Origin of the sequence: Actinomadura luteofluorescens (assembly GCF_013409365.1) — a bacterium.
Lineage (GTDB): Bacteria > Actinomycetota > Actinomycetes > Streptosporangiales > Streptosporangiaceae > Spirillospora > Spirillospora luteofluorescens.
On the sequence record NZ_JACCBA010000001.1, the window covers coordinates 5630227 to 5650755 of the forward strand.

Annotated in this window: 16 protein-coding genes; 12 read left to right on the forward strand and 4 right to left on the reverse strand. The window is 73.0% G+C overall.

The genetic code is table 11. The features are described 5' to 3' along the window. The first annotated feature begins 115 nt into the window (after window positions 1-115). The 5 genes from BJY14_RS26280 to BJY14_RS26300 all read left to right on the forward strand — a co-directional run bounded on the left by BJY14_RS26280 (window position 116) and on the right by BJY14_RS26300 (window position 7788). A complete protein-coding gene (locus BJY14_RS26280) occupies window positions 116-556 on the forward strand; it encodes a DUF3017 domain-containing protein (protein ID WP_179846053.1) in 441 nt (146 codons plus the stop codon). Between the two features lie 138 nt (window positions 557-694). Beyond that, complete coding sequence (locus BJY14_RS26285; protein WP_179846054.1) at window positions 695-1912, forward strand: NADP-dependent isocitrate dehydrogenase; 1218 nt, start codon at window positions 695-697, stop codon at window positions 1910-1912. Between the two features lie 266 nt (window positions 1913-2178). Further along, window positions 2179-3168: a malate dehydrogenase gene (locus tag BJY14_RS26290; RefSeq protein WP_179846055.1), complete on the forward strand. Its 990-nt coding sequence runs from the start codon at window positions 2179-2181 to the stop codon at window positions 3166-3168. A gap of 191 nt (window positions 3169-3359) precedes the next feature. Then, entirely contained in the window at window positions 3360-5135 is a 1776-nt protein-coding gene (locus BJY14_RS26295; RefSeq protein WP_179846056.1) for an HSP90 family protein, read from the forward strand. Further along, entirely contained in the window at window positions 5122-7788 is a 2667-nt protein-coding gene (locus BJY14_RS26300; RefSeq protein ID WP_179846057.1) for a hypothetical protein, read from the forward strand. The genes BJY14_RS26295 and BJY14_RS26300 overlap by 14 nt, the downstream gene beginning before the upstream one ends. On the opposite strand, the gene galK is transcribed toward BJY14_RS26300, so the two are convergent. Continuing rightward, window positions 7781-8929, reverse strand: coding sequence for a galactokinase (gene galK, locus BJY14_RS26305; protein ID WP_179849635.1), 1149 nt, complete (start codon window positions 8927-8929; stop codon window positions 7781-7783). The genes BJY14_RS26300 and galK overlap by 8 nt on opposite strands. Further along, window positions 8926-9879 carry a UDP-glucose 4-epimerase GalE gene (gene galE / locus BJY14_RS26310; RefSeq protein ID WP_179846058.1) on the reverse strand — a complete coding sequence of 318 codons (954 nt, stop codon included), beginning with the start codon at window positions 9877-9879 and terminating at the stop codon, window positions 8926-8928. The genes galK and galE overlap by 4 nt, the downstream gene beginning before the upstream one ends. A 100-nt stretch (window positions 9880-9979) precedes the next feature. Here galE and BJY14_RS26315 point away from each other — a divergent pair, with 100 nt between their 5' ends. The 4 genes from BJY14_RS26315 (at window position 9980) to BJY14_RS26330 (ending at window position 13959) form a co-directional block, all read left to right on the forward strand. Beyond that, entirely contained in the window at window positions 9980-10993 is a 1014-nt protein-coding gene (locus tag BJY14_RS26315) for a hemolysin family protein (RefSeq protein WP_179846059.1), read from the forward strand. Between the two features lie 18 nt (window positions 10994-11011). Next, the gene (gene trpS / locus BJY14_RS26320) at window positions 11012-12088 is read left to right on the forward strand and encodes a tryptophan--tRNA ligase (protein ID WP_179849636.1); all 1077 of its coding nucleotides are present in this window, start codon (window positions 11012-11014) and stop codon (window positions 12086-12088) included. Window positions 12089-12170: 82 nt separating this feature from the next. Next, on the forward strand, window positions 12171-12731 hold the full coding sequence (locus tag BJY14_RS26325; RefSeq protein ID WP_179846060.1) for a 2'-5' RNA ligase family protein: 561 nt from the start codon (window positions 12171-12173) through the stop codon (window positions 12729-12731). A gap of 94 nt (window positions 12732-12825) precedes the next feature. Continuing rightward, window positions 12826-13959, forward strand: a complete 1134-nt coding sequence (locus BJY14_RS26330) for a YihY/virulence factor BrkB family protein (RefSeq protein WP_246396106.1) — start codon at window positions 12826-12828, stop codon at window positions 13957-13959. A gap of 31 nt (window positions 13960-13990) precedes the next feature. On the opposite strand, the gene BJY14_RS26335 is transcribed toward BJY14_RS26330, so the two are convergent. Together BJY14_RS26335 and BJY14_RS26340 are read right to left on the reverse strand one after the other, a co-directional pair. Next, window positions 13991-14443, reverse strand: a complete 453-nt coding sequence (locus BJY14_RS26335; protein ID WP_179846061.1) for a nuclear transport factor 2 family protein — start codon at window positions 14441-14443, stop codon at window positions 13991-13993. Between the two features lie 141 nt (window positions 14444-14584). Beyond that, a complete protein-coding gene (locus BJY14_RS26340; protein WP_246396107.1) occupies window positions 14585-15862 on the reverse strand; it encodes a D-alanyl-D-alanine carboxypeptidase family protein in 1278 nt (425 codons plus the stop codon). Window positions 15863-16374: 512 nt separating this feature from the next. On the opposite strand from BJY14_RS26340, the gene BJY14_RS26345 reads away from it, so the two are divergent. From BJY14_RS26345 to BJY14_RS26355, 3 genes are all read left to right on the forward strand, one after another. Continuing rightward, a complete protein-coding gene (locus BJY14_RS26345) occupies window positions 16375-17541 on the forward strand; it encodes a glutamate--cysteine ligase (RefSeq protein ID WP_179846063.1) in 1167 nt (388 codons plus the stop codon). 175 nt (window positions 17542-17716) lie between these two features. Continuing rightward, window positions 17717-19192 carry an amidohydrolase gene (locus tag BJY14_RS26350; RefSeq protein ID WP_376770054.1) on the forward strand — a complete coding sequence of 492 codons (1476 nt, stop codon included), beginning with the start codon at window positions 17717-17719 and terminating at the stop codon, window positions 19190-19192. A gap of 304 nt (window positions 19193-19496) precedes the next feature. Next, entirely contained in the window at window positions 19497-20522 is a 1026-nt protein-coding gene (locus BJY14_RS26355) for a BMP family lipoprotein (protein WP_246396109.1), read from the forward strand. The last annotated feature ends 7 nt before the right edge of the window (window positions 20523-20529 follow it).

Here is a 20529-nt window from a genome sequence, read left to right on the forward strand (position 1 = left end):
CCCGCCGCTCCCCTTGCCTCTCCGTCCCGACCCATTCGCGTCCCCTCGCGGCTCGCTCCCGCCGGCCGGGGGCGCGATGTCGTGCCGGGGCCCGATTGCCTATACCGTGAGGGCCATGAGCACCCAGGTGCACCGGCGCAGGCGCAAGGCGCCGCGTCGGAGGAGCGCCGCCCCGCACTGGCTCGCGCGGCTGCCGTACCTCCTCGTGCTCAGCGGCGTCGGCGCCGGGCTCGGGCTGTGCGCCTTCAACTACTTCCGCAAGGGCTCGGGCCTGATGGCCGCCGCGCTGCTCATCGGCGCGCTCGCCCGGCTGCTGCTGCCCGAGTCGCAGCTCGGCCCGCTCGCCGTCCGGAGCCGGTCGGTCGACTGCTGGACGCTCGTCATCCTCGGCGAGATGGTCGCGTTCGTGTCGCTGAGCGTCCCGCCGATGAACAAGACCGGGCTCGTCCTCGCCGGCGCGTTCGGCGTGGTGATCGCGCTCACGATGCTGGTGCGCGGTGTGCGGCTGGTCCTCGCCGGGCGCTCGGCCCGGGCCGGTGAGCCGCCGCCCGGCTAGGGCGTCGGCGCAGGTCAGGGCGGAGGCGGTGGGTCCCGGGGCAAGGCCAGGTCTAGACCTCATGACCGCCTCGGCTAGCCTAGCCAGTTGAGCCTTACAAGGACTGCTGGCCAGGTGTAGGAAAGGGACAGCAACAGCATGCCCAAGATCAAAGTAGCGGGCCCGGTCGTCGAACTCGACGGCGACGAAATGACGCGGATCATCTGGAAATTCATCAAGGACCAGTTGATCCTGCCTTACCTCGATGTGGACCTGAAGTACTACGACCTGGGGATCGAGCACCGTGACGCCACGGACGACCAGGTCACCGTCGACGCCGCCAAGGCCATCCTGGAGCACGGCGTCGGCGTGAAGTGCGCGACCATCACCCCCGACGAGGCGCGCGTCGAGGAGTTCGGCCTGAAGAAGATGTGGCGGTCCCCGAACGGGACGATCCGCAACATCCTGGGCGGCGTGATCTTCCGCGAGCCGATCGTCGTCTCCAACATCCCGCGCCTGGTCCCCGGTTGGACGAAGCCGATCATCATCGGCCGCCACGCCCACGGCGACCAGTACAAGGCCACCGACTTCGTCGTGCCGGGCCCCGGCAAGGTGACGATCACCTACACCCCCGAGAACGAGGGTGAGCCGATGGAGTTCGAGATCGCCTCGTTCCCCGGCGGCGGCGTGGCCATGGGCATGTACAACTACGACGACTCGATCCGCGACTTCGCCCGGACGAGCATGCGGTACGCGCTGAGCCGCGAGATGCCGCTGTACATGTCGACGAAGAACACGATCCTCAAGGCCTACGACGGCCGGTTCAAGGACCTCTTCCAGGAGATCTACGAGACCGAGTTCAAGGCCGAGTTCGAGTCCAAGGGCCTCACCTACGAGCACCGGCTGATCGACGACATGGTCGCGGCGGCGCTGAAGTGGGAGGGCGGGTTCGTCTGGGCCGCCAAGAACTACGACGGCGACGTCCAGTCCGACACCCTCGCGCAGGGCTTCGGCTCGCTCGGCCTGATGACCTCCGTCCTCATGACCCCCGACGGCAGGACCGTCGAGGCGGAGGCCGCGCACGGCACGGTGACCCGGCACTACCGGCAGCACCAGCAGGGCAAGCCGACGTCGACCAACCCGATCGCGTCGATCTTCGCCTGGACGCGCGGGCTGGAGCACCGCGGCAAGCTCGACGGCCAGCCCGAGGTCATCGACTTCGCCCGCAAGCTGGAGCAGGTCTGCATCGAGACCGTCGAGAGCGGCCAGATGACCAAGGACCTGGCACTGCTCGTCGGCGGGGAGACCCCCTGGCTGACCACGCAGGGCTTCCTGGAGGCGCTCGACACCAACCTCCAGAAGAAGATCGGCGGCTAGAACGCGGCGGTCCCCCTCGCGCAGGCGATCACGAAGGCCGTTCCGGATCCGTCCGGGACGGCCTTCCGCCTGCCCGGACGGGGGCCGCGCGCCGGGAGGCGCACCTGCGCGGTGGCGGGCGGGACGTGCGCGATAGCCTGGCACCGCAACTATCTCGACGGCGAGAGAACCCGCGCCACGCAGGGCGGGCGGGCGGCCTCTCGGGCGGTCGGGTTCCCCAAGGATGGCCGCCTGAGCCCCGTCAGGTCACAGCAGGAGAAGGACGCATGACTCGCACCCCAGTCACCGTTACCGTTACCGGCGCCGCGGGCCAGATCGGCTACGCGCTGCTGTTCCGCATCGCGTCCGGGCACCTCCTCGGCGCGGACGTGCCCGTACGCCTGCGCCTGCTGGAGATCCCGCAGGCGGTCAAGGCCGCCGAGGGCACCGCGATGGAACTGGACGACTGCGCGTTCCCGCTGCTGTCCGGCATCGACATCTTCGACGACGCCGCGCGGGCGTTCGAGGGGACGAACGTCGCGCTGCTGGTCGGCGCCCGCCCCCGCACGAAGGGCATGGAGCGCGGCGACCTGCTGGAGGCCAACGGCGGCATCTTCAAGCCGCAGGGCGAGGCGATCAACGCCGGCGCGGCCGACGACGTCAGGATCCTGGTGGTCGGTAACCCGGCGAACACCAACGCGCTGATCGCGCAGCAGCACGCGCCGGACGTCCCGGCCGGGCGGTTCACCGCGATGACGCGCCTGGACCACAACCGCGCCCTCGCGCAGCTGGCGAGGAAGACGGGCGCCTCGGTCGCCGACATCCGGAAGATGACGATCTGGGGCAACCACTCCGCCACGCAGTACCCGGACCTGTTCCACGCCGAGATCGCCGGCAGGAACGCCGCCGAGACGGTGAACGACCAGAACTGGCTGGAGAACGACTTCATCCCGACCGTCGCCAAGCGCGGCGCCGCGATCATCGAGGCGCGGGGCGCGTCGTCGGCGGCGTCGGCCGCGTCCGCCGCGATCGACCACGTGCACACCTGGGTGAACGGCACCGCCGACGGCGACTGGACGTCCATGGCGGTCGTGTCGGACGGCTCCTACGGGGTGCCCGAGGGCCTGATCTCCTCCTTCCCGGTCACCACCCGGGACGGCGAGTGGGAGATCGTCCAGGGCCTGGAGATCGACGACTTCTCCCGCGCCCGGATCGACGCGTCCGTCGCGGAGCTGTCGGAGGAGCGCGAGGCCGTCCGCAAGCTCGGCCTCATCTGAGCCGCACCTGCTCCGTACCTGAGCGAGCCCTGAGCGGGCCTGCGTCACGAGCCCCGGACCGTGCCCCGGTCCGGGGCTCGTCCGCGTCCGCCCCCGGCGGGCCCACTGATCTGCGGACAAAAGATCTGAAGGCGTCGGTATCGGTCGCTAGGGTGTGATCGCTCGAAAAGTGATCGGGGGAGGGCGTGCCGGTGGCCGAACAGGCGTTCCAGGTGGACCTGCGGGGCGTGGTGGATCTGCTGAGCCGCCACCTCTACGCGAGTCCACGTGTCTACCTGCGGGAACTGCTGCAGAACGCGGTGGACGCGATCACGGCGCGCGGGGCGGGCGGGCGCGTCGAGATCGAGACGGGCGGCGGCGTCCTGCGCGTCCACGACGACGGCGTCGGCCTGACCGAGGACGAGGTCCACACGCTGCTCGCGACGATCGGCCGGTCGTCCAAGCGGGACGAGCTCGGATTCGCGCGCCACGACTTCCTCGGCCAGTTCGGGATCGGGCTGCTGTCGGCGTTCCTCGTCGCGGACGAGATCGAGGTCGTGACCCGGTCCGCGCGCGGCGGCGGAGCCGTCCGGTGGACCGGCCGCTCCGAGGGCAGCTACCGGGTCGAGCCCGGCGAGCGGGACGAGCCGGGCACGACCGTGACGCTGCGGGCGCGGCCGGGCTCGGCGGAGCTGCTGAGCCCGCCGGTCGTCGCCGAGCTGGCCGCCACCTACGGGTCGCTCCTCCCGGTCGAGCTGGTCGTGGACGGCGTCGCCGTCACCGGCGGCGCGCCGCCGTGGCGGGCGTCCTACCGCGACCCCGCCGACCGCAGGCGGGCGCTGGAGCGGTACTGCGAGGAGGTCTGCGGGTTCACCCCGTTCGACGTCGTGGACCTCGACGTGCCGGAGGCCGGGCTGACGGGCGTGGCGTTCGTCCTGCCCGGGCCGGTGTCGCCGTCCGCGCGCGCCGCGCACCGCGTCTACCTGAAGCGGATGCTGCTGGCCGAGAGCGTCGAGGGACTCCTTCCCGACTGGGCGTTCTTCGCGCGCTGCGTCGTGGACGCGGGGGAGCTGCGGCCGACAGCGAGCCGCGAGGCCCTGTACGAGGACGAGTTGCTCGAATCGACGCGGCACGGCCTCGGCGAGGTGCTCCGGCAGTGGCTGGTGAAGCTCGCCGAGACCGATCCGGCGCGGCTGCGGGCGTTCCTGCGGCTGCACCAGCTCGGCGTCAAGGCGATGGCCCTGCACGACGACGACATGCTGCGGATCGTCGACCGGTGGCTGGAGTACGAGACGTCCTCCGGGCCGATGACCCTGCACGAGTTCCGCCGCCGCCACCCGGGCGGCCGGTTCACCTCGGACGTGGACGAGTTCCGGCGGCTCGCGGCGGTCGCGGGCGCCCAGGGCGTGGGCCTGGTCAACGGCGGATACGTCCATGACACCGAGATCATCGAGCGGCTGCCGGACCTGGACCCCGATATCCGGCTCGCACGGCTGGACGCGGCGGAGCTGACCACCACGTTCGGCGTCGTCGACCCGGCGGCGGAGCTGGCGCTGCGGCCGTTCCTGGCGGCGGCGCAGAAGGCGGTGGAGCGGCTCGGCTGCGAGGTCGTCGTCCGCGACTTCGACCCCGCGTCGCTGCCCGCGCTGTACCTGACCAGCCGGGACGCGCAGTTCCGCGACGAGCTGGCCCGCGCGCGGGAGGAGGCGGGCGAGCTGTGGGCGGACGTGCTCGGCGCGGTCGGCGCCACCACGAGCGCCGACCGTCCCCAGCTGGTGCTGAACCACCGCAACCCGCTGGCGCGGCGCGTCACCTCCCTCGGTGACGGCGGACCGGTCGAGGCGGCCGTCCAGGCCCTCTACGGGCAGGCGCTGCTGCTCGGCCACCACCCGCTGCGTCCCGTCGACACGGCGGTCCTGAACCGTTCCTTCATCGGCCTGCTGGAGTGGGCCGTCCACTCCCCGGAGGGCCCTGATGAGCACGGATGACGTCTACGCGCTGATGGCGCGATCGCAGGAGCTGCCCTACGGGGAGGCCCGCACCGTCCTGATCGAGGACGCGCTGCGCCGCGCGGAGGCGGCCGGTGACGAGGTGCTGGCGTTCCACGTGCGGGTGAGGCTGACCGACGCCTACCGGTACGGCGGCGAGCCCGTGAAGGCGTTCGCGACGTTCAGCCGCACGCTGGCCGACCACGACCGCGACCCCGTCCGGTTCGACGAGACGCACAGCCTGCTGTGGCAGATGAAGGCCGTGGTCAGCTCCCTGACCTCGTTCCCGCAGATCCCGCTGGACCGCGCCTACGCCGTCCTGGACGACATGGAGCGGCGCTACAAGGCGGGCGGGCACAGCCTCCAGGCGGAGTACCACTACCGCAACGTGGTGGCGCGGCACATCGGCGACGGTTCGGCGCACGAATGGTTCGTGAAGTGGCGCGCGGCCGAGCGGGACGAGCTGTCCGACTGCGAGGGCTGCGACCCGACCGGCATGGCCCGCCACCTCGTCGAGGCCGGACGGTACGAGGAGGCGTTCGAGATCGCCGCGCCCGTGCTGAGCGCGCGGCTGTCCTGCAACGAGCAGCCGCAGTCGATCCAGACGGCGCTGCTGCCGGTGTACCTGCGCACGGGCCGCCTGGAGGAGGCCGCCGGCGCGCACCGCCGCGCCTACCGGGTGCACCGGGCGCGCCTCGCCGACCTCGGCGACGTCGCCGAGCACCTGGAGTTCTGCGCGGCGACGGGCAACGGGGCGCGCGGGCTGGAGATCCTGCAGCGGCACCTCGGCTGGCTGGACCGGGCCCCGAGCGCGCACGCCGACATGGAGTTCTCCGCCGCGGCGGCCCTGCTGCTGCGGGTGGTGGAAGAGGCGGGCCACGGCGCGGCGACCGTCCGCCGCCCGGCGGCGGACGACCGCCCGGCGGCGGACGTGCCCCTGCCCGAGCTCCGCGCCGAGCTGGCCGAGCGCGCGACGGAGCTGGCGGCCCGGTTCGACGCCCGCAACGGCACGTCCCACCAGGGCGACAAGGTGCGCGGCACGCTGGAGGCCGAGCCGGTCGTCGAGTTCCTGCCGCTGGCCGCCCACCACCGCCGCCCCGCGCCCGCGCCCGCCCCGCGGACCCCCTCCGCCGGCGCCCCGGCCGCCGCGGACGACCTCGCGTCCGTGGACGATCTCGGCGAGCTGCTCGACCTGGTCGAGCGGCGCCGCCAGGACGGCGACCTGCCCGGCATGCTGGCCGCCTTCCGGCGGTTCGACGCCGTCGCCGAGACCACCGAGCCGACGCCCTTCCAGAAGGCCCGCCGCCTCGACGGCCGCGGCGTCGAACTCGCCGTCGAGGGCGACGGGCAGGGCGCCGCGCGCTGCTGGGAGGAGGCGTCCCTGCTCTACGCGGAGCTGGGCGACGAGACCCGCCGGCACCGCGCGCTCGGCCGCCTCGGCGCGATGCGCGTCGACCTCGGCGACGAGGGCGGCATGGAGCAGCTGAACGCGTCCGCCGAGCACTTCTCCGCGCATCCCGGGGAGGACGGCGACGTCACGGCCGCGCTGCTCCGCCTCGCCACCGCGCATCTCTCCCTGGACCGTCCGGACGAGGCCCTCGCCGCCCTGGACCGGGCCGACGCCGGCGACGCGCCCGACCGCGCCGGCGAGCTGTGGTTCCTGCGGGGGCAGGCGCTCCTGCGGACCGGCGACACCGGCGGCGCGGTGGCGGCGCTGCGCCGCTCCGCCGACGAGGCGCGCGCCTCCGGCGAGCCGGAGACCGTCGCCTCGCCCGGCCTGCTGCTCGCCCGCACCCTGGCCCGCCAGGAGAACGGTCCGGACGAGGAGGTGTTCGCCCTGCTCGACGAGGTGATCGCCGTGCTGCCCCCGTCGCCGATGCGCGCGGCGGCGCACTGCGACCGCGGCCTGGCGCTCCTCGCCGCCGACCGGGCGGCGGACGCCGCCGCCGACCTCGCCGAGGCCATCGCGGCCTGGACGGCGGAGGGCATGCACGAGCAGGCCGTCCACCTGCGCGTGGACCTCGCCGCCGCGTACCTTGCCGCGGGCCGCCACCTGGAGGCCGCCGAGACCGCCGAGGAGGCGCTGCCCGGCCTGGACGACGACGCCGCCCGGCGCTGCCGCCTGATCCTCGCGCACGCGCAGAAGGAGATGGGCGAGGAGGACGCCGCCGCGACGTTCGCCGCCCTCGCCGAGGACGCCGCGCGGGACGGCCGGCACGACGCCGTCGCGCACTTCCTGGAGGAGGCCGGGGGCGTCCTGACCGCCCTCGACAGGGACGCCCAGGCCGCGGCCCGGTTCGCCGAGGCGGCCGAGGCCGGCGAGAAGGCGGGCGACCCCTACGCGGTGGTCCGCACCCGCCGCCGCGCCGCGATGTGCCTGCTGTGGAGCGGCGAAGCCGACGAGGCCGTCGCCGCCATGGACGCGGCCCGCGCGGCGCTGGCCGGGCTGCCCCCGGACAACGAGCCCGCCCGCGTCTGGGAGACCGCCCTCGTCTCCTACGACCAGGCCCGCGTCCTCGGCCAGGTCGGCCGCCTCTCCGAGGCCGCCGCCCACGCCGCTGCCGCCGCGGACGGCTTCAGCACCCTGGACGAGACCGACGCGGCCGAGGAGGCCGCCCGCCTCCACAAGGACCTGAAGGCGGCCCTCAACTGACGCGGTGGGCGCCCTCGGAGGGGGGCGCCTCCAGGAACTCAGGGGGCGTCCAGCCGCGCCGGGCGTAGGCGGCCGTGATCGCGTCCCGCACCGTGGCGGCGCGAGCGGCCGGGGTGAGGACGATGGCGGAGCCGCCGAAGCCGCCGCCCACCATGCGGCCGCCCCGGGCGCCCGCGCGCACCGCGGCGTCGACGGTGGCGTCGGCCTCGGGCCAGGAGACCTCGAACTGGTCGCGCAGTGACAGGTGCGAGGCGTTCAGCATGGCGCCGAGCTCGGGGAGGGCGCCGGCGCGCAGCAGCCCGACGGCGGCCTCGACGCGGTGGTTCTCGGTGACGACGTGCTGGACGCGGCGGCGCAGTACGGGGTCGCGCAGCGCCGCGAGGGCGGCGGCGAGGTCCTTCACGTCCCGCAGGGCGCTCACGCCGAGGAGGGACGCGGCCTCCTCGCACTCCGCGCGGCGGCGCCCGTAGTCGCCGCCCGTCAGGGCGTGCGAGGCCCGCGTGTCGACCACCAGCAGGACCATGCCCGAGGCCGCCGGATCGAACGGGACCTGCGACGACAGCCCGCTGCGGCAGTCGAGCATCAGCGCGCGGCCGGGCGCGCACAGCAGCGACGCCGACTGGTCCATCAGGCCGCACGGCATGCCGACCTGCTCGTTCTCGGCGCGCTGCGCCAGCCGGGCCAGCGCGGGGCGGTCGATCTCCACGCCGTACAGGTCGCACAGCGCCAGCGCCGTCGCGCACTCCAGGGCGGCGGACGAGGACAGGCCCGCGCCCTGCGGGAGGTCGGAGTCGATCAGCAGGGACGCGCCGCCCGTGCCGTGCTCGCGCAGCACGCGCGCGACGCCGACCGGGTACGCGGCCCACTCCCGGTCGGCGGGCCAGTTCTCGGAGGCGACCGTCCCGCCGTCCACGGGCGCGGTGACGGCGGTGGCGGCCTGCAGCGAGCGGACCTCCACCACCCCGTCGTCGCGGCGGGCGGCGGCGACCGAGACGCCGAGCGGGAGCGCGAACGGCAGCACGAAGCCGTCGTTGTAGTCGGTGTGCTCGCCGATCAGGTTGACCCGGCCGGGCGCGTGCCACACGCCCTCCGGGGCCCGCCCGAACGCCTCGGCGAAGCCCTCGCTGAGCGCGCCGGTCATCGGGAGCGCAGGAAGGTCCACGCGTCGCCGACCATGGCGCGCAGGTCGCGCTCGGGCTTCCAGCCGAGCCGCGCCTGGATCTTCTCCGAGGAGGCGACCAGCACGGCCGGGTCGCCGGCGCGGCGCGGCGCCACCTCGGCGGGGATGTCGCGGCCGGTGACCTCGCGGCAGACCTCGACGACCTCGCGGACGGAGTTGCCGGTGCCGCTGCCCAGGTTGAAGATCTCGTGGCGGCCGGGCTCGCAGGCGTCCAGCGCGAGCAGGTGGGCGCGGCCGAGGTCGGTCACGTGGATGTAGTCGCGGACGCAGGTGCCGTCCGGCGTCGGGTAGTCGTCGCCGAACATCTTCACGGCGTCGCCGCCGCCCTGCGCGATCCTCAGCACGTTCGGGATCAGGTGCGTCTCGACGGTGTGCCGCTCGCCGTGCCGCCCGTGCGCGCCGGCCACGTTGAAGTACCGTAGCGACACCCCGCCGATGCCGTGCAGCCGCGCGTACTCGGCGAGGGCCGTGTCGATCGCCAGCTTGGACGCCCCGTAGGGGTTGGTCGGCCGGGTCGGGTCGGTCTCCAGGATCGGCGTCGACTCCGGCTCGCCGTAGGTCGCGGCGGTCGAGGAGAACACGATCCGGGGGACGCCCGCGACGCGCATCGCCTCCAGCAGGGCGAGGGACTCGCCGAGGTTCTTGTCCCAGTACAGGCCGGGCTTCTCGACGGACTCGCCGACGAGCGACCGGGCCGCGAAGTGCAGCACGGCGCCGAACCCGGCGCCGCCGAGCACCTCCGCCGCCGCGTCGCGCAGCGTGCCGCGCACCAGCCGGGCGCCCTCGGGCACCGCGTCCGCGTGCCCGGTGGACAGGTCGTCCAGCACGACGACCTCGTGCCCCGCCTCCACCAGCAGAGCGGAGACGACGCTGCCGACGTAGCCGGCGCCTCCGGTGACGAGCAGCTTCACTGACGTACCTCCACGACGAGACTCTGGGACGGCGGGGGCGCGTCCAGGCTAGGGGGTCCGCCCAGGCTATCCGGAACGCCGAACGGGGAAGGCTGAACCCATGGACCGGACGCCGTCCCGCCCGCCGGCGGGACCGGCGGGCGCGCTCGCCCGCCCCCTGGTGTGGCTGCTGTCGAGCTCGACCCACCTCGTCGTGCGGCTGTCGGGCGGCGACCCGGGCGCGCTGCGCGAGGAGATCACCGCCGAGCGGATGCGGGCGCTGGTCGCGCAGAACACGCAGCTCACCCCGGACGAGCGGGCACTGATCGGGGAGGTGTTCGCGGCGGGGGAGCGGCCGCTGCGCGAGGTCCTCGTCCCGCGCACCGAGGTGGAGTTCCTGGACGCCGCGCTCCCGCTGGCCGCCGCCGCGCGGATCGCCGCGGGCAGCCCGCACTCGCGCTTCCCCGTCTGCCGCGACTCCCACGACGAGGTGGTCGGCTTCGTGCACATCCGCGACCTGCTGGCGCCCGCCCCGCCGGACGCGCCCGCCCGCGGCGGCGGCGCGGTGGGCGATCTGGTGCGTCCGGTGAAGTTCCTGCCGGCCTCGAAGCGGGTGCTGCCGGCGCTGTCGGAGATGCGCCGCGAGGGCTGCCACCTGGCGATCGTCATGGACGAGTACGGCGGCGTCGCCGGGATCGTCACGCTGGAGGACCTCCTGGAGGAGCTCATCGGCGACATCCGCGACGAATATGATGTCCAGGACGCGCAGGCACGGCGCCTGCACGGCGGGGTGGTCGAGGTCGACGGCCTGCTCAACCTGGACGACTTCGCCGCCGAGACCGGCATCCGGCTGCCGGACGGGCCGTACGAGACGGTCGCCGGGCACATCATGGCGGCGCTGCGCCGCGTGCCCGCCGAGGGCGACTCGGTGGAGGCCGGCGGACGCCGGCTCGCGGTGGTCCGGATGGAGGGCCGGCGGGTGGCCCGCGTGCGCGTCATGCCGCGGGCGTCGCCGCAGGCCGCACCGGTGCCGCCCGGCACGCCGTCCGCGACCCCGCGGGCGGCGATCGGCGACGCCGCCGCCGGCCCCGGCACCCGGCAGGCCACCGGCGGCGAAGCCTCAAGCGACACCTGAGAGAATCGGTCCGTGCACATGCCCGAAGCGCCCAGCCCCGAAGCGTCCGCCGGAACGGCCGCGGCACCGCCGCGCGTGCTGTCCGGCATCCAGCCCACCGCCGACTCGTTCCACCTCGGCAACTACCTGGGGGCGCTCCGGCAGTGGGTCTCGATGCAGGACACCCATGACGCCTTCTACTGCGTGGTGGACCTGCACGCGATCACCGTCGAGCACGACCCCGCGCTGCTGCGCCGCCGGACCAAGGTCGCCGTCGCCCAGCTCCTCGCGATGGGCCTGGACCCCGAGCGCGCCACGGTGTTCGTGCAGAGCCACGTCCCCGAGCACGCCGAGCTGGCCTGGGTGCTCGGCTGCCTCACCGGCTTCGGCGAGGCCCAGCGGATGACCCAGTTCAAGGACAAGTCGTCCAAGCAGGGCACGGGCGGGACGACCGTCGGGCTGTTCACCTACCCGGTCCTGCAGGCCGCCGACATCCTGCTCTACTCGCCCGACCCCACCACCGAGGCCGGCCGGGCGATACGCGTCCCCGTCGGCGAGGACCAGCGGCAGCACCTGGAGCTGACCCGCACCCTCGCGCAGCGGTTCAACCACCGGTTCGGCGACACGTTCGTGCTGCCGGACGCGCACATCCCCGAGGGCGCCGCGAAGATCACCGACCTCCAGGAGCCGGAGGCCAAGATGAGCAAGTCGGCCTCCTCGCCGCAGGGGATCATCGACGTGCTGGAGGAGCCCGCACCGATGCGCAAGAAGATCATGCGCGCGGTCACCGACACCGGTTCCGAGGTCGTCTACGACGAGGAGAAGAAGGCCGGCGTCACCAACCTCCTGCGGATCTTCTCCGCGCTGGAGGGCACCTCCGTCCCCGACCTCGAGAGCCGGTACGCGGGCTCGGGGTACGGGCAGTTCAAGAAGGACCTCGCGCAGGTCGTCCTCGACACGTTCACGCCGATCAGGGAGCGCACCCTCACGCTGCTGGAGGACGAGGAGCGGCTCGACCGGGTGCTCGCCCTCGGCGCCGAGCGCGCGTCCAGGGTCGCCACCGCGACGATGGAGACCGTGCGCCAACGGGTGGGATTCGTGGGACGTGGTCGCTGACGGCCCCGCTCCCGACGCAGCGGAGGGCCCTCGGAAGGCGCCCTCCGCCGCCGGGGGCGCGACCCCTGGCGAGGGCGGCGGCGTGCGCACGATCGGCGTCGCCATCCCCATTCCCGACCCGTACGGCGCGTTCCTGCAGGCCCGGCGCGCCTCGTTCGGCGACCCGCTCGCCCACGCGATCCCGACGCACATCACGCTGCTGCCCCCGACCGAGGTCCCCGAGCCCGAGATCGACGCCATCGAGGCGCATCTGCGCGGCGTCGCGAGCACCGAGACCCCGTTCCCGATCAGGCTGCGCGGCAGCGGAACGTTCCGGCCGGTTTCGCCGGTCGTCTTCGTGGCCCTCGCCGAGGGGATCGGCGGCTGCGAGCGGGTCCAGGCGAAGGTGCTGACGGGTCCGCTGGCTCGGCCGCTGCCGTTCCCGTACCACCCGCACGTCACCATCGCCCACCACCTCCCCGAGAGCGTCATGGACCAGGCGTTCAAGGAGCTCGCCGGCTACAGCGCCGACTTCGAGGCGTGGGGCTTCTCCTTGTACGAGCACGGGCAGGACGGCGTGTGGCGCCCGCAGTGCGACTTCATCTTCGGGGACGGCGCGGTGCCTTCGCCGGGCGGCAACCGCGGCGGGCCCGCGCCCCGATGAACGGATCCGGGGTGAGCGGCGCCACAAGACGCTGCGTTGACCGGATGATTACCGTCTGCGGCATCGAGTGACGCGCGTTGGGTACGTTGCGTGCATGCGGCAGGTGATCGGCAGGGTCCAACGGCGGAGCGAGTCCCTGTTCGGCGACGGGAAGGCGCTGCTGCAACGTTCCCGGGAGCGGTCCCGGTGGTTCGACCACCAGGCGCGCGCGTTCGAGCGGTACCAGGAGCGCCGCGGCGACCGGCTCGCGGCCGCCCTCACCAGCTACGCGTTCCTGTCGTTCTTCCCGCTGATGGCGCTGGCGTACGCGCTGCTCGGCTACCTCGTCGGGGTCAGCGACGAGGCCCGCGCCTACTTCGTCCGGGCGATCAACTCGCAGCTGCCGGGGCTCGCCGGCCAGCTCGACGTCGAGCAGATCGCGCAGTCCAAGACCGCCGTCGGCGTCCTCGGGCTGGTCGCGCTGCTGTTCACCGGGATCGGCTGGGTGCAGGTCCTGCGCGAGTCCCTGCGCGACATCTGGGGCAACGAGCCGGGCGGCGGCGGCAACTTCTTCCTGAAGCGGCTCTGGGACGCGTCCGTGCTGGCGTTCCTCGGCCTGATCCTGATCTGCGGCATGGCGGTCACGACGGTCGCGACCTCCGCCACCCACACCGTCCTCGGCTGGCTCGGCCTGGAGGACGTCCCCGGCGCCGGGACCGGGCTGCGGCTGCTGTCCCTCGCCTGCGCGATCTTCTTCGACACCGTGGTCTTCCTGGCCCTGTTCACCCGGCTGTCGGGCACCCGGGCGCCCTGGCGCCGGATCATCCGGGGCGCGCTGTTCGGCGCGGTCGGCTTCGAGATCCTCAAGCAGATCGCGGCGTTCCTGATCGGGCGGACGACGCAGAACCCCGTCTACGGCACGTTCGCGGTGCTGGTCGGGCTGATGGTGTGGATCAACATAGCGACCCGGTTCGCCCTGTTCGTCGCCGCCTGGACGGCGACCCGCCGCGTCGTGCTCACCGCGGACGCCGCCAACCCGGAGAACAGCGCCGACCGCGCGGAGGTGGAGGCGCTCCAGGAGCGCGCGGGCGAGAAGCCCGGCCGCCACGAGAAGCCGTCCTCGGGCGAGGACCCGCCCGAGGACGAGGCCCCGGATCGCCGGAGCGGGCCGGGCCGCCACGAGAGGCCGGCCGGGACCGGCGACGCGGTCAAGGACGAGAAGCCGCTGGGAACCGGGAAACCGGCCTGACCCGGAAGCCGGCCGAGCCGGGGAAGGCCGCTCAGGACCAGAAGGCGTCGTCGGCGTACTGGTCCTCGGCCAGCGTCCGGATCTCGGTGATCTTCCCGTCGCGGATGCGGAACAGGTCGACGGCGCGGGCGTCCAGGATCCGGCCGGCGCGCTCGGCGTAGGTCTGCACGAGGGCCGCGCCGTGCTCGTCGTTGGCCATGACCGAGTAGGGCTCGGTGTGGAACGTCCCGCCGGACAGCTCGAACAGCCGGACGTAGAAGCCCAGGACCTCCTCGGGCGTCCGGTACTCGCCGCAGACGGGCCCGCGCCCGGGGACGCGGTGGACGACGTCGTCGGCGAGCAGCCCGCGGATGAGGCCCATGTCGCCCTTGGCGAAGGCCGTGTAGCCGTCCTTCAGCAGCGTGACGTTCGGATGCTCGTACGCCGGCGGCGGCTCGGGTGCGAGGGCGGGTGCGCCGGGCATGGGGACGTACAAGTCGGACATGGCGCATTTCCTCCCCGCGGCGCCGTTCCGCCGTCCCCCGGCGGTGACGCGATCACCGGCGCCACCGCGAGCGTAAGCCCGCCGGAGGCGGAGGTGCCAGGCTCGTGGGAAGGGGTGGACGAAGCTTTACCGGCCTGCGCTCTACCGGCCGGCGCGGTAGCGGGCCGCCTCCAGGCGCCGCCTGCGGCGCAGCACCACGAACAGCGCCGTGATCGCGAGCAGGGCGCCCACCGCGCCGCCGCCGACGAGCAGCCACATGCGGGAGGAGTCGTCGGAGGCGAGCGGCGCGTCGGGCAGCACGCCCGAGCGGCCGTCCTTGCGGGTCTGCTCGATGTCGCCGGGCGGCACGAGCGAGCCCACCGGCGCGACCTTGCCGCGGGCGGCGAAGCCCCAGTTCAGCAGCTTGGCCGCGTACGCCGAGGGCGGCATGTCCGCGCGCATCAGCGAGATCACGATCGTGTGCCCGCCGCGGCGCGCCTGGGCGACGAACGTCTGCTGGGCGGCGATCGTGTAGCCGTTCTTGCCGCCGAGCATCCCCGGGTAGGCCAGCCGCTCGCCCGGGAGCATGTGGTTGTGCGTGTGGATCGGGTACCCGCCGACCTTCTTGCCCTTCTTGCGCTCCTTCTTCGTCGGGGGCGCCGGGAACTGGAAGTCGATCGCCTGCATGTAGGCGCGGTACTCGGGGTTCTTCATCCCCTCGCGCAGGATGAGCGCGAGGTCGTAGGCCGAGGTGTGCTGCGTCCGGACGTTCAGCCCGAGGTCCTTGTCCAGGCCGTTCGGCGACCCGGCGAGCGTGTCGCGCGCGTTGATCCGCCTGGCCTCGGCGTTCATGTCGGCGAGGGTCGTGCGCATCCCGCCGTCGGCCTCGGCCAGCGTCACCGCCGCGTCGTTGGCCGACATCATCAGCAGCGCGTGGAACAGGTCGGAGACCTTGTACTGCATCTTCGGGGTCAGCCCGACCTTGGTGCCCTCGGTGTCGCACGCCTTCTGGGACGGCCGGACGAGCCGGTTCGGGTCCAGCTTGGGGACGAGCGTCAGCGCGGTGAGGGTCTTGAGCGTGCTGGCGGGCAGGTAGTGCCCGTGCGGGTCCTTGGCGGCCAGGACCTGGCCGGTGTCGGCGTCCGCGATCAGGTACGAGGCCGCCTTGATCTTCGGCGGGGCCGGGACGCCCGGGGCGGTGCCCGCGACGACGCCGCGGCTCGCGAGCTGGGGCCCGCCCACGGTCTGCCCGGACGGCGGCGGCGCGCTGGGCGACGCCTCGACGCGCACTCCCGTGCCGGAAGGGCCCGCGGCGCGGGCGGCGCCGGCCGGGGCGGCGGCGAACGCGGGGGCCGCCGCGAGCGAGGCGGCCGTGACCGGCAGGGTGATCAACGTCAGGGCGCGGCGGACGCCGGCCGGCCCTCGTCGCTGTCGTGGCAAGCTCCCGACGCTCCTCAATCCTGTGGGAGCGCGATCGCTCCCGGCGCGCAGGCGCCCAACGCCCATGACTCCCCCCGAAGACTAGGCGACCTATCCGGCGAAGAGGTACCCGATCGCGAATCCGGCATGCGCGGGGCGGAGGCGACGGACGTGACGTACGGAGCGCCGGTCGTATCGCGGTACGTATGGGGCGGGGCCGATCGGTTACCATCCGTCATGGACGGGATTTTGAGACGGGCTGACGGTATTTTGGACGGGCTGACTAGTTCGATCTAGTGGTGCGCAGACCGAGATCGATGACCGAAAAGTAGGACGTCCGCCCGCGTTCCGACGGCTCGCATGAGTCAATTGATCCGCAAAGGGCATGGACGCCCGGCAGGGGGCGGGCACGGACGCCATCATGGAACGAACACGTGACCTGGACCGGCGTTTGTCCAGGCTTAGGGACCCGCTGGCTGAATTGCGCCACGTGCCACGCAACGACCTGCAAGGATTGTGGACGGAGGTTGGCCGTGGCCATTGACTTCAACGCATCGCACGGGTCGACGCTGGGCGTCGAGTGGGAGATCCAGCTCGTCGATGCGGAGACCAGGCACCTGCGGCAGGACGCACGCGAGGTGCTCGCCGCCCTGCCTTCGCTCAGCGAGGACGGCGACAACCCCCGCGTCCGCCACGAGCTGATGGAGTCCACCATCGAGGTGGTGACCGGGATCAGCGACACCGTCGGCGAGGCCAAGGCCGACCTGTCCGGCACCCTCACCGCCCTGCGCACCGCCGCCGCCGACCGCGGCCTCGCCCTGGCCTGTACGGGCACCCACCCGATCAGCGACTGGCGGGAGGCGGTGATGGCGCCCATGGGGCGCTACGCCCAGCTGATCGAGGAGATGCAGTGGCTGGCCCGGCGCATCCAGACGTTCGGCGTTCACGTCCACGTCGGCATCTCCGACGCCGCCAAGGTGATCCCGATCGTCAACGCGCTCTCGTCCTACCTTCCGCACTTCCTCGCGCTCACCGCGTCCAGCCCGTTCTGGAGCGGCAGCGACACCGGCCTCGCGTCCTGCCGGGCGGTCGTGTTCGGCCAGATGCCCACGGCCGGACCGCCCCACTTGCTAGACGACTGGGCGGCCTTCGAGGATTACATGGACACGCTGATGCGTTCGGGAACCATAAGGAGCATCAAGGAGGTCTGGTGGGACATCCGGCCGCATCCTGACTTCGGCACCGTCGAGATCAGGATGTTCGACGGGATTCCCACCCTGCGTGAGGTGGGGATGGCCGCCGCGCTGTGCCAGAGCCTCGTCACGCTGTTCGAGCAGCAGCTGGACCGCGGGTACACGCTGCCCCGGCCGGCCGCCTGGGTGGTCCGCGACAACAAGTGGCGCGCCACGAGGTACGGTCTCGACGCCATCGTCATCACCGACGACACGGGGAACACCGCTCCGCTCCGCGACGACCTGTACGAGCTGATCAGGGAGCTGGAGCCGGTCGCCGACCGGCTCGGCTGCGCCGAGGAGCTCAAGGTGGCCGGCGAGGTGCTGGAGCACGGCGCCCCGTACGAGCGCCAGCGCGCGATCCGCGCCGGCGGCGGGACGCTGGAGAACATCGTCGACGCGGCGGTCACCGAGCTCGCGGAGGACAGGTTCGTCACACTGGGGGAGGTCGCACATGCCGGAGCCTGAGCAACCGGACCGCGCCGGGAACCCCGCGAACACCGATCCCGCGAGCACCGATCCCGCGAGCAGACCCGAGAACGACACGTCGTACGAGAACGATTCCGAGAACCGCACCGCTTCCACCAACGAGAACATCACCCGGCGGGCGCCGTTCGGCACCGCCATCGCGCAGGGGGCGCACATGACACATCCGGGACCCGGGGTGATGCCCGGCCTTGAACCACCCGCCGCCCCGGGACTTGAGGGTCCCGAGGGCCGGGAGGACCGGGGGGCCGCCTCCGGCCCCGCCGGAGCGAACCCGATGGTGCCCGGCGGGCCCGTCCCGGGCGACGCCGAGCGCGCCGCGCCGCGGCGGGACGCCTCCGTCGCGGCGGCCGGAGCCCCGGTCGTGGCCGGGATCCCGGCGGTGCTCGGCGGTGCCGTGCTGCAACCGCAGCTCGACGCGTTCCTCGCCGCGCACGAGGCGGAGCTGATCGCGTTCCGCCGCGACCTGCACATGCACCCCGAGCTCGGCTACGCCGAGCACCGCACGACCCGCAGGCTCGCCGAGCGGCTCCGCGCGGCCGGGCTGGAGCCGGTGATCCTGCCGAAGGGCACCGGGCTGTTCTGCGACATCGGCCCCGCCGACGGCACCACCGTGGCGCTGCGGGCCGACATCGACGCGCTCCCGCTGCAGGACGAGAAGGAGGGCGTCGCCTACCGGTCGACCGTCCCCGGCGTCGCGCACGCGTGCGGCCACGACGTGCACACCACGATGGTGCTGGGCGCGGGCCTGTTCCTGGCCCAGCAGGCGGAGGCGGGGCTGCTGCCCGGCCGCGTCCGGCTGCTGTTCCAGCCGGCCGAGGAGACGCCCGGCGGCGCGCTGGACGTCATGGCCGCCGGCGGCATCGCGGGCGTCGACCGCGCGTTCGCGCTGCACTGCGACCCCCGCATCGAGGTCGGCCAGCTCGGGCTGCGCACCGGCCCGATCACCGCGGCCTGCGACAAGGTCTACGTGAAGGTCACCGGGCCCGGCGGGCACACCGCCCGGCCGCACCTGACCGCCGACCTGGTCTACGCCCTCGCCAAGATCGTCACCGAGCTGCCGTCCGCGCTGTCGCGGCGCGTCGACCCGCGCTCCAGCCTGTCGCTGGTGTGGGGGCGCGTGTCGGCCGGGTCGGTCGCCAACGCCATCCCCGACGACGGGATCGCCGAGGGCACCGTCCGCTGCCTGGACGACGAGGCGTGGCACCGGGCGCCGGAGATGATGAAGGCGCTGCTGCAGTCGGTCGCCGCCGCCTACGACGTGGAGGCGTCGCTGGAGTACGTCCGGGGCGTCCCGCCGACCGTGAACGAGGCGGCCAGCGTGCAGATGTTCCGCGACGCCGCCGCCCAGGTCATGGACGAGGACGGCGTCGTGCCGACCCCGCAGAGCCTCGGCGGCGAGGACTTCGGCTGGTACCTGGAGTCGATCCCGGGCGCCCTCGCCCGGCTCGGCGTCCGCACTCCCGGCGCGCCCGGCGAGTACGACCTGCACCGGGGCGACTTCGACGTCGACGAGCGGTGCATCGCCGTCGGCACGAAGGTGCTGAGCGCCACCGCGCTGACCGCGCTGTGGGACGGCGGCCGTCCCGGTGACGGTGACGCCGAAGCGATCGAGGGCGCCGCGCTCGCCTGACCTCCGCCCGCCGGCCGGGCCTGATCACCAGGAGTGATCGCCCGGCCGGTCGCCTTCCGTCCTTCCGGACGCCGCGCACGAGGGCTCACGTGCCGGTCAGCGCCGTGCATGGCCGCGCTGACCTGTGGCGATATGCCTACGCATTGGTAACGGACCTGTTGCGAAACCGTGCAAGCGGGAAGTTTGCCCTCATTAGCGAGGTAGCGTCCCAACGATTTCGGTGACCGGATCGGTCACCGGACCGTGGGTGGGGAACGGAAGGAGCGCTACCTTGCGCCGTGGACTGAAGATTACGCTCGTCACCATGACGGGTGCGGCGCTGACGCTCAGCGCTTCCGCGTGCGGTGGCAAGAAGGCCGACAGCGGTGACGACGGCGGCGACGGCAAGAAGACCCTCAAGATCGGTCTGGCCTTCGACATCGGCGGCCGCGGTGACCAGTCCTTCAACGACTCGGCCGCCGCGGGCCTCGACAAGGCCAAGAAGGACCTGGACGTCAAGACCGAGGAGATCTCCGCCAAGCCGGACGAGCCCGACTCCGACAAGGAGTCGCGCCTGCGGCTGCTGGCGAACAAGGGCTACAACCCGGTCATCGGCGTCGGCTTCGCCTACACGGCCTCGATCAACAAGGTCGCCAAGGACTTCCCGAACACCAAGTTCCTCGTCGTCGACGCCGACCAGTGCAAGGTCGAGGGCGCGAACGTCAGCGGCGCCTGCTTCTCCGAGGAGCAGGGCTCCTACCTGGTCGGCGCCGCGGCCGCGCTGAAGTCCAAGACCGGCACGATCGGGTTCATCGGCGGCGTCAACGTCCCGCTGATCAACAAGTTCTTCGCCGGGTACCAGGCGGGCGCGAAGAAGGCCAAGCCGGGCATCAAGGTGCTGCCCGCCAAGTACCTCACGCAGCCCCCGAACTTCAACGGCTTCAAGGATGCCGGCCTCGGCAACGAGGCGGCCAAGGGCCAGCTCGACGAGAACGCCGACGTGATCTACCACGCGGCGGGCGGCGCGGGCATCGGCGTCATCAAGACCGTCGGCGCGGCAAAGAAGTGGGCGATCGGGGTCGACTCCGACCAGTACAACCAGCCCGCGGTCGCCGGGGTGAAGGCCCAGATCCTGACGTCCATGGAGAAGCACGTGGACGTCGCGGTGTACGACTTCGTCGAGAGCGTCGCCAAGGGCACCTTCAAGGCCGGCACCACGCAGTACAACCTGAGCAACGACGGCATCGGGTACGCCACCTCCGGCGGCAACGTCGACGACATCAAGGCCAAGCTCGACGAGCTCAAGGCGGAGATCGTCAGCGGCAAGATCACCGTTCCGACGAAGGCCTGACGCCGCG

Excerpts from the sequence above, each read along its gene's own strand:
- BJY14_RS26335 (WP_179846061.1), bottom strand. The coding sequence starts at position 14,443 with ATGTCCGACTTGTACGTCCCCATGCCCGGCGCACCCGCCCTCGCACCC.
- BJY14_RS26355 (WP_246396109.1), top strand. The coding sequence starts at position 19,497 with ATGACGGGTGCGGCGCTGACGCTCAGCGCTTCCGCGTGCGGTGGCAAG.
- BJY14_RS26280 (WP_179846053.1), top strand. The coding sequence starts at position 116 with ATGAGCACCCAGGTGCACCGGCGCAGGCGCAAGGCGCCGCGTCGGAGG.
- BJY14_RS26300 (WP_179846057.1), top strand. The coding sequence starts at position 5,122 with ATGAGCACGGATGACGTCTACGCGCTGATGGCGCGATCGCAGGAGCTG.
- BJY14_RS26315 (WP_179846059.1), top strand. The coding sequence starts at position 9,980 with ATGGACCGGACGCCGTCCCGCCCGCCGGCGGGACCGGCGGGCGCGCTC.
- galK (WP_179849635.1), bottom strand. The coding sequence starts at position 8,929 with ATGACCGGCGCGCTCAGCGAGGGCTTCGCCGAGGCGTTCGGGCGGGCC.
- BJY14_RS26290 (WP_179846055.1), top strand. The coding sequence starts at position 2,179 with ATGACTCGCACCCCAGTCACCGTTACCGTTACCGGCGCCGCGGGCCAG.
- BJY14_RS26285 (WP_179846054.1), top strand. The coding sequence starts at position 695 with ATGCCCAAGATCAAAGTAGCGGGCCCGGTCGTCGAACTCGACGGCGAC.
- BJY14_RS26330 (WP_246396106.1), top strand. The coding sequence starts at position 12,826 with ATGCGGCAGGTGATCGGCAGGGTCCAACGGCGGAGCGAGTCCCTGTTC.
- BJY14_RS26350 (WP_376770054.1), top strand. The coding sequence starts at position 17,717 with ATGACACATCCGGGACCCGGGGTGATGCCCGGCCTTGAACCACCCGCC.
- trpS (WP_179849636.1), top strand. The coding sequence starts at position 11,012 with ATGCCCGAAGCGCCCAGCCCCGAAGCGTCCGCCGGAACGGCCGCGGCA.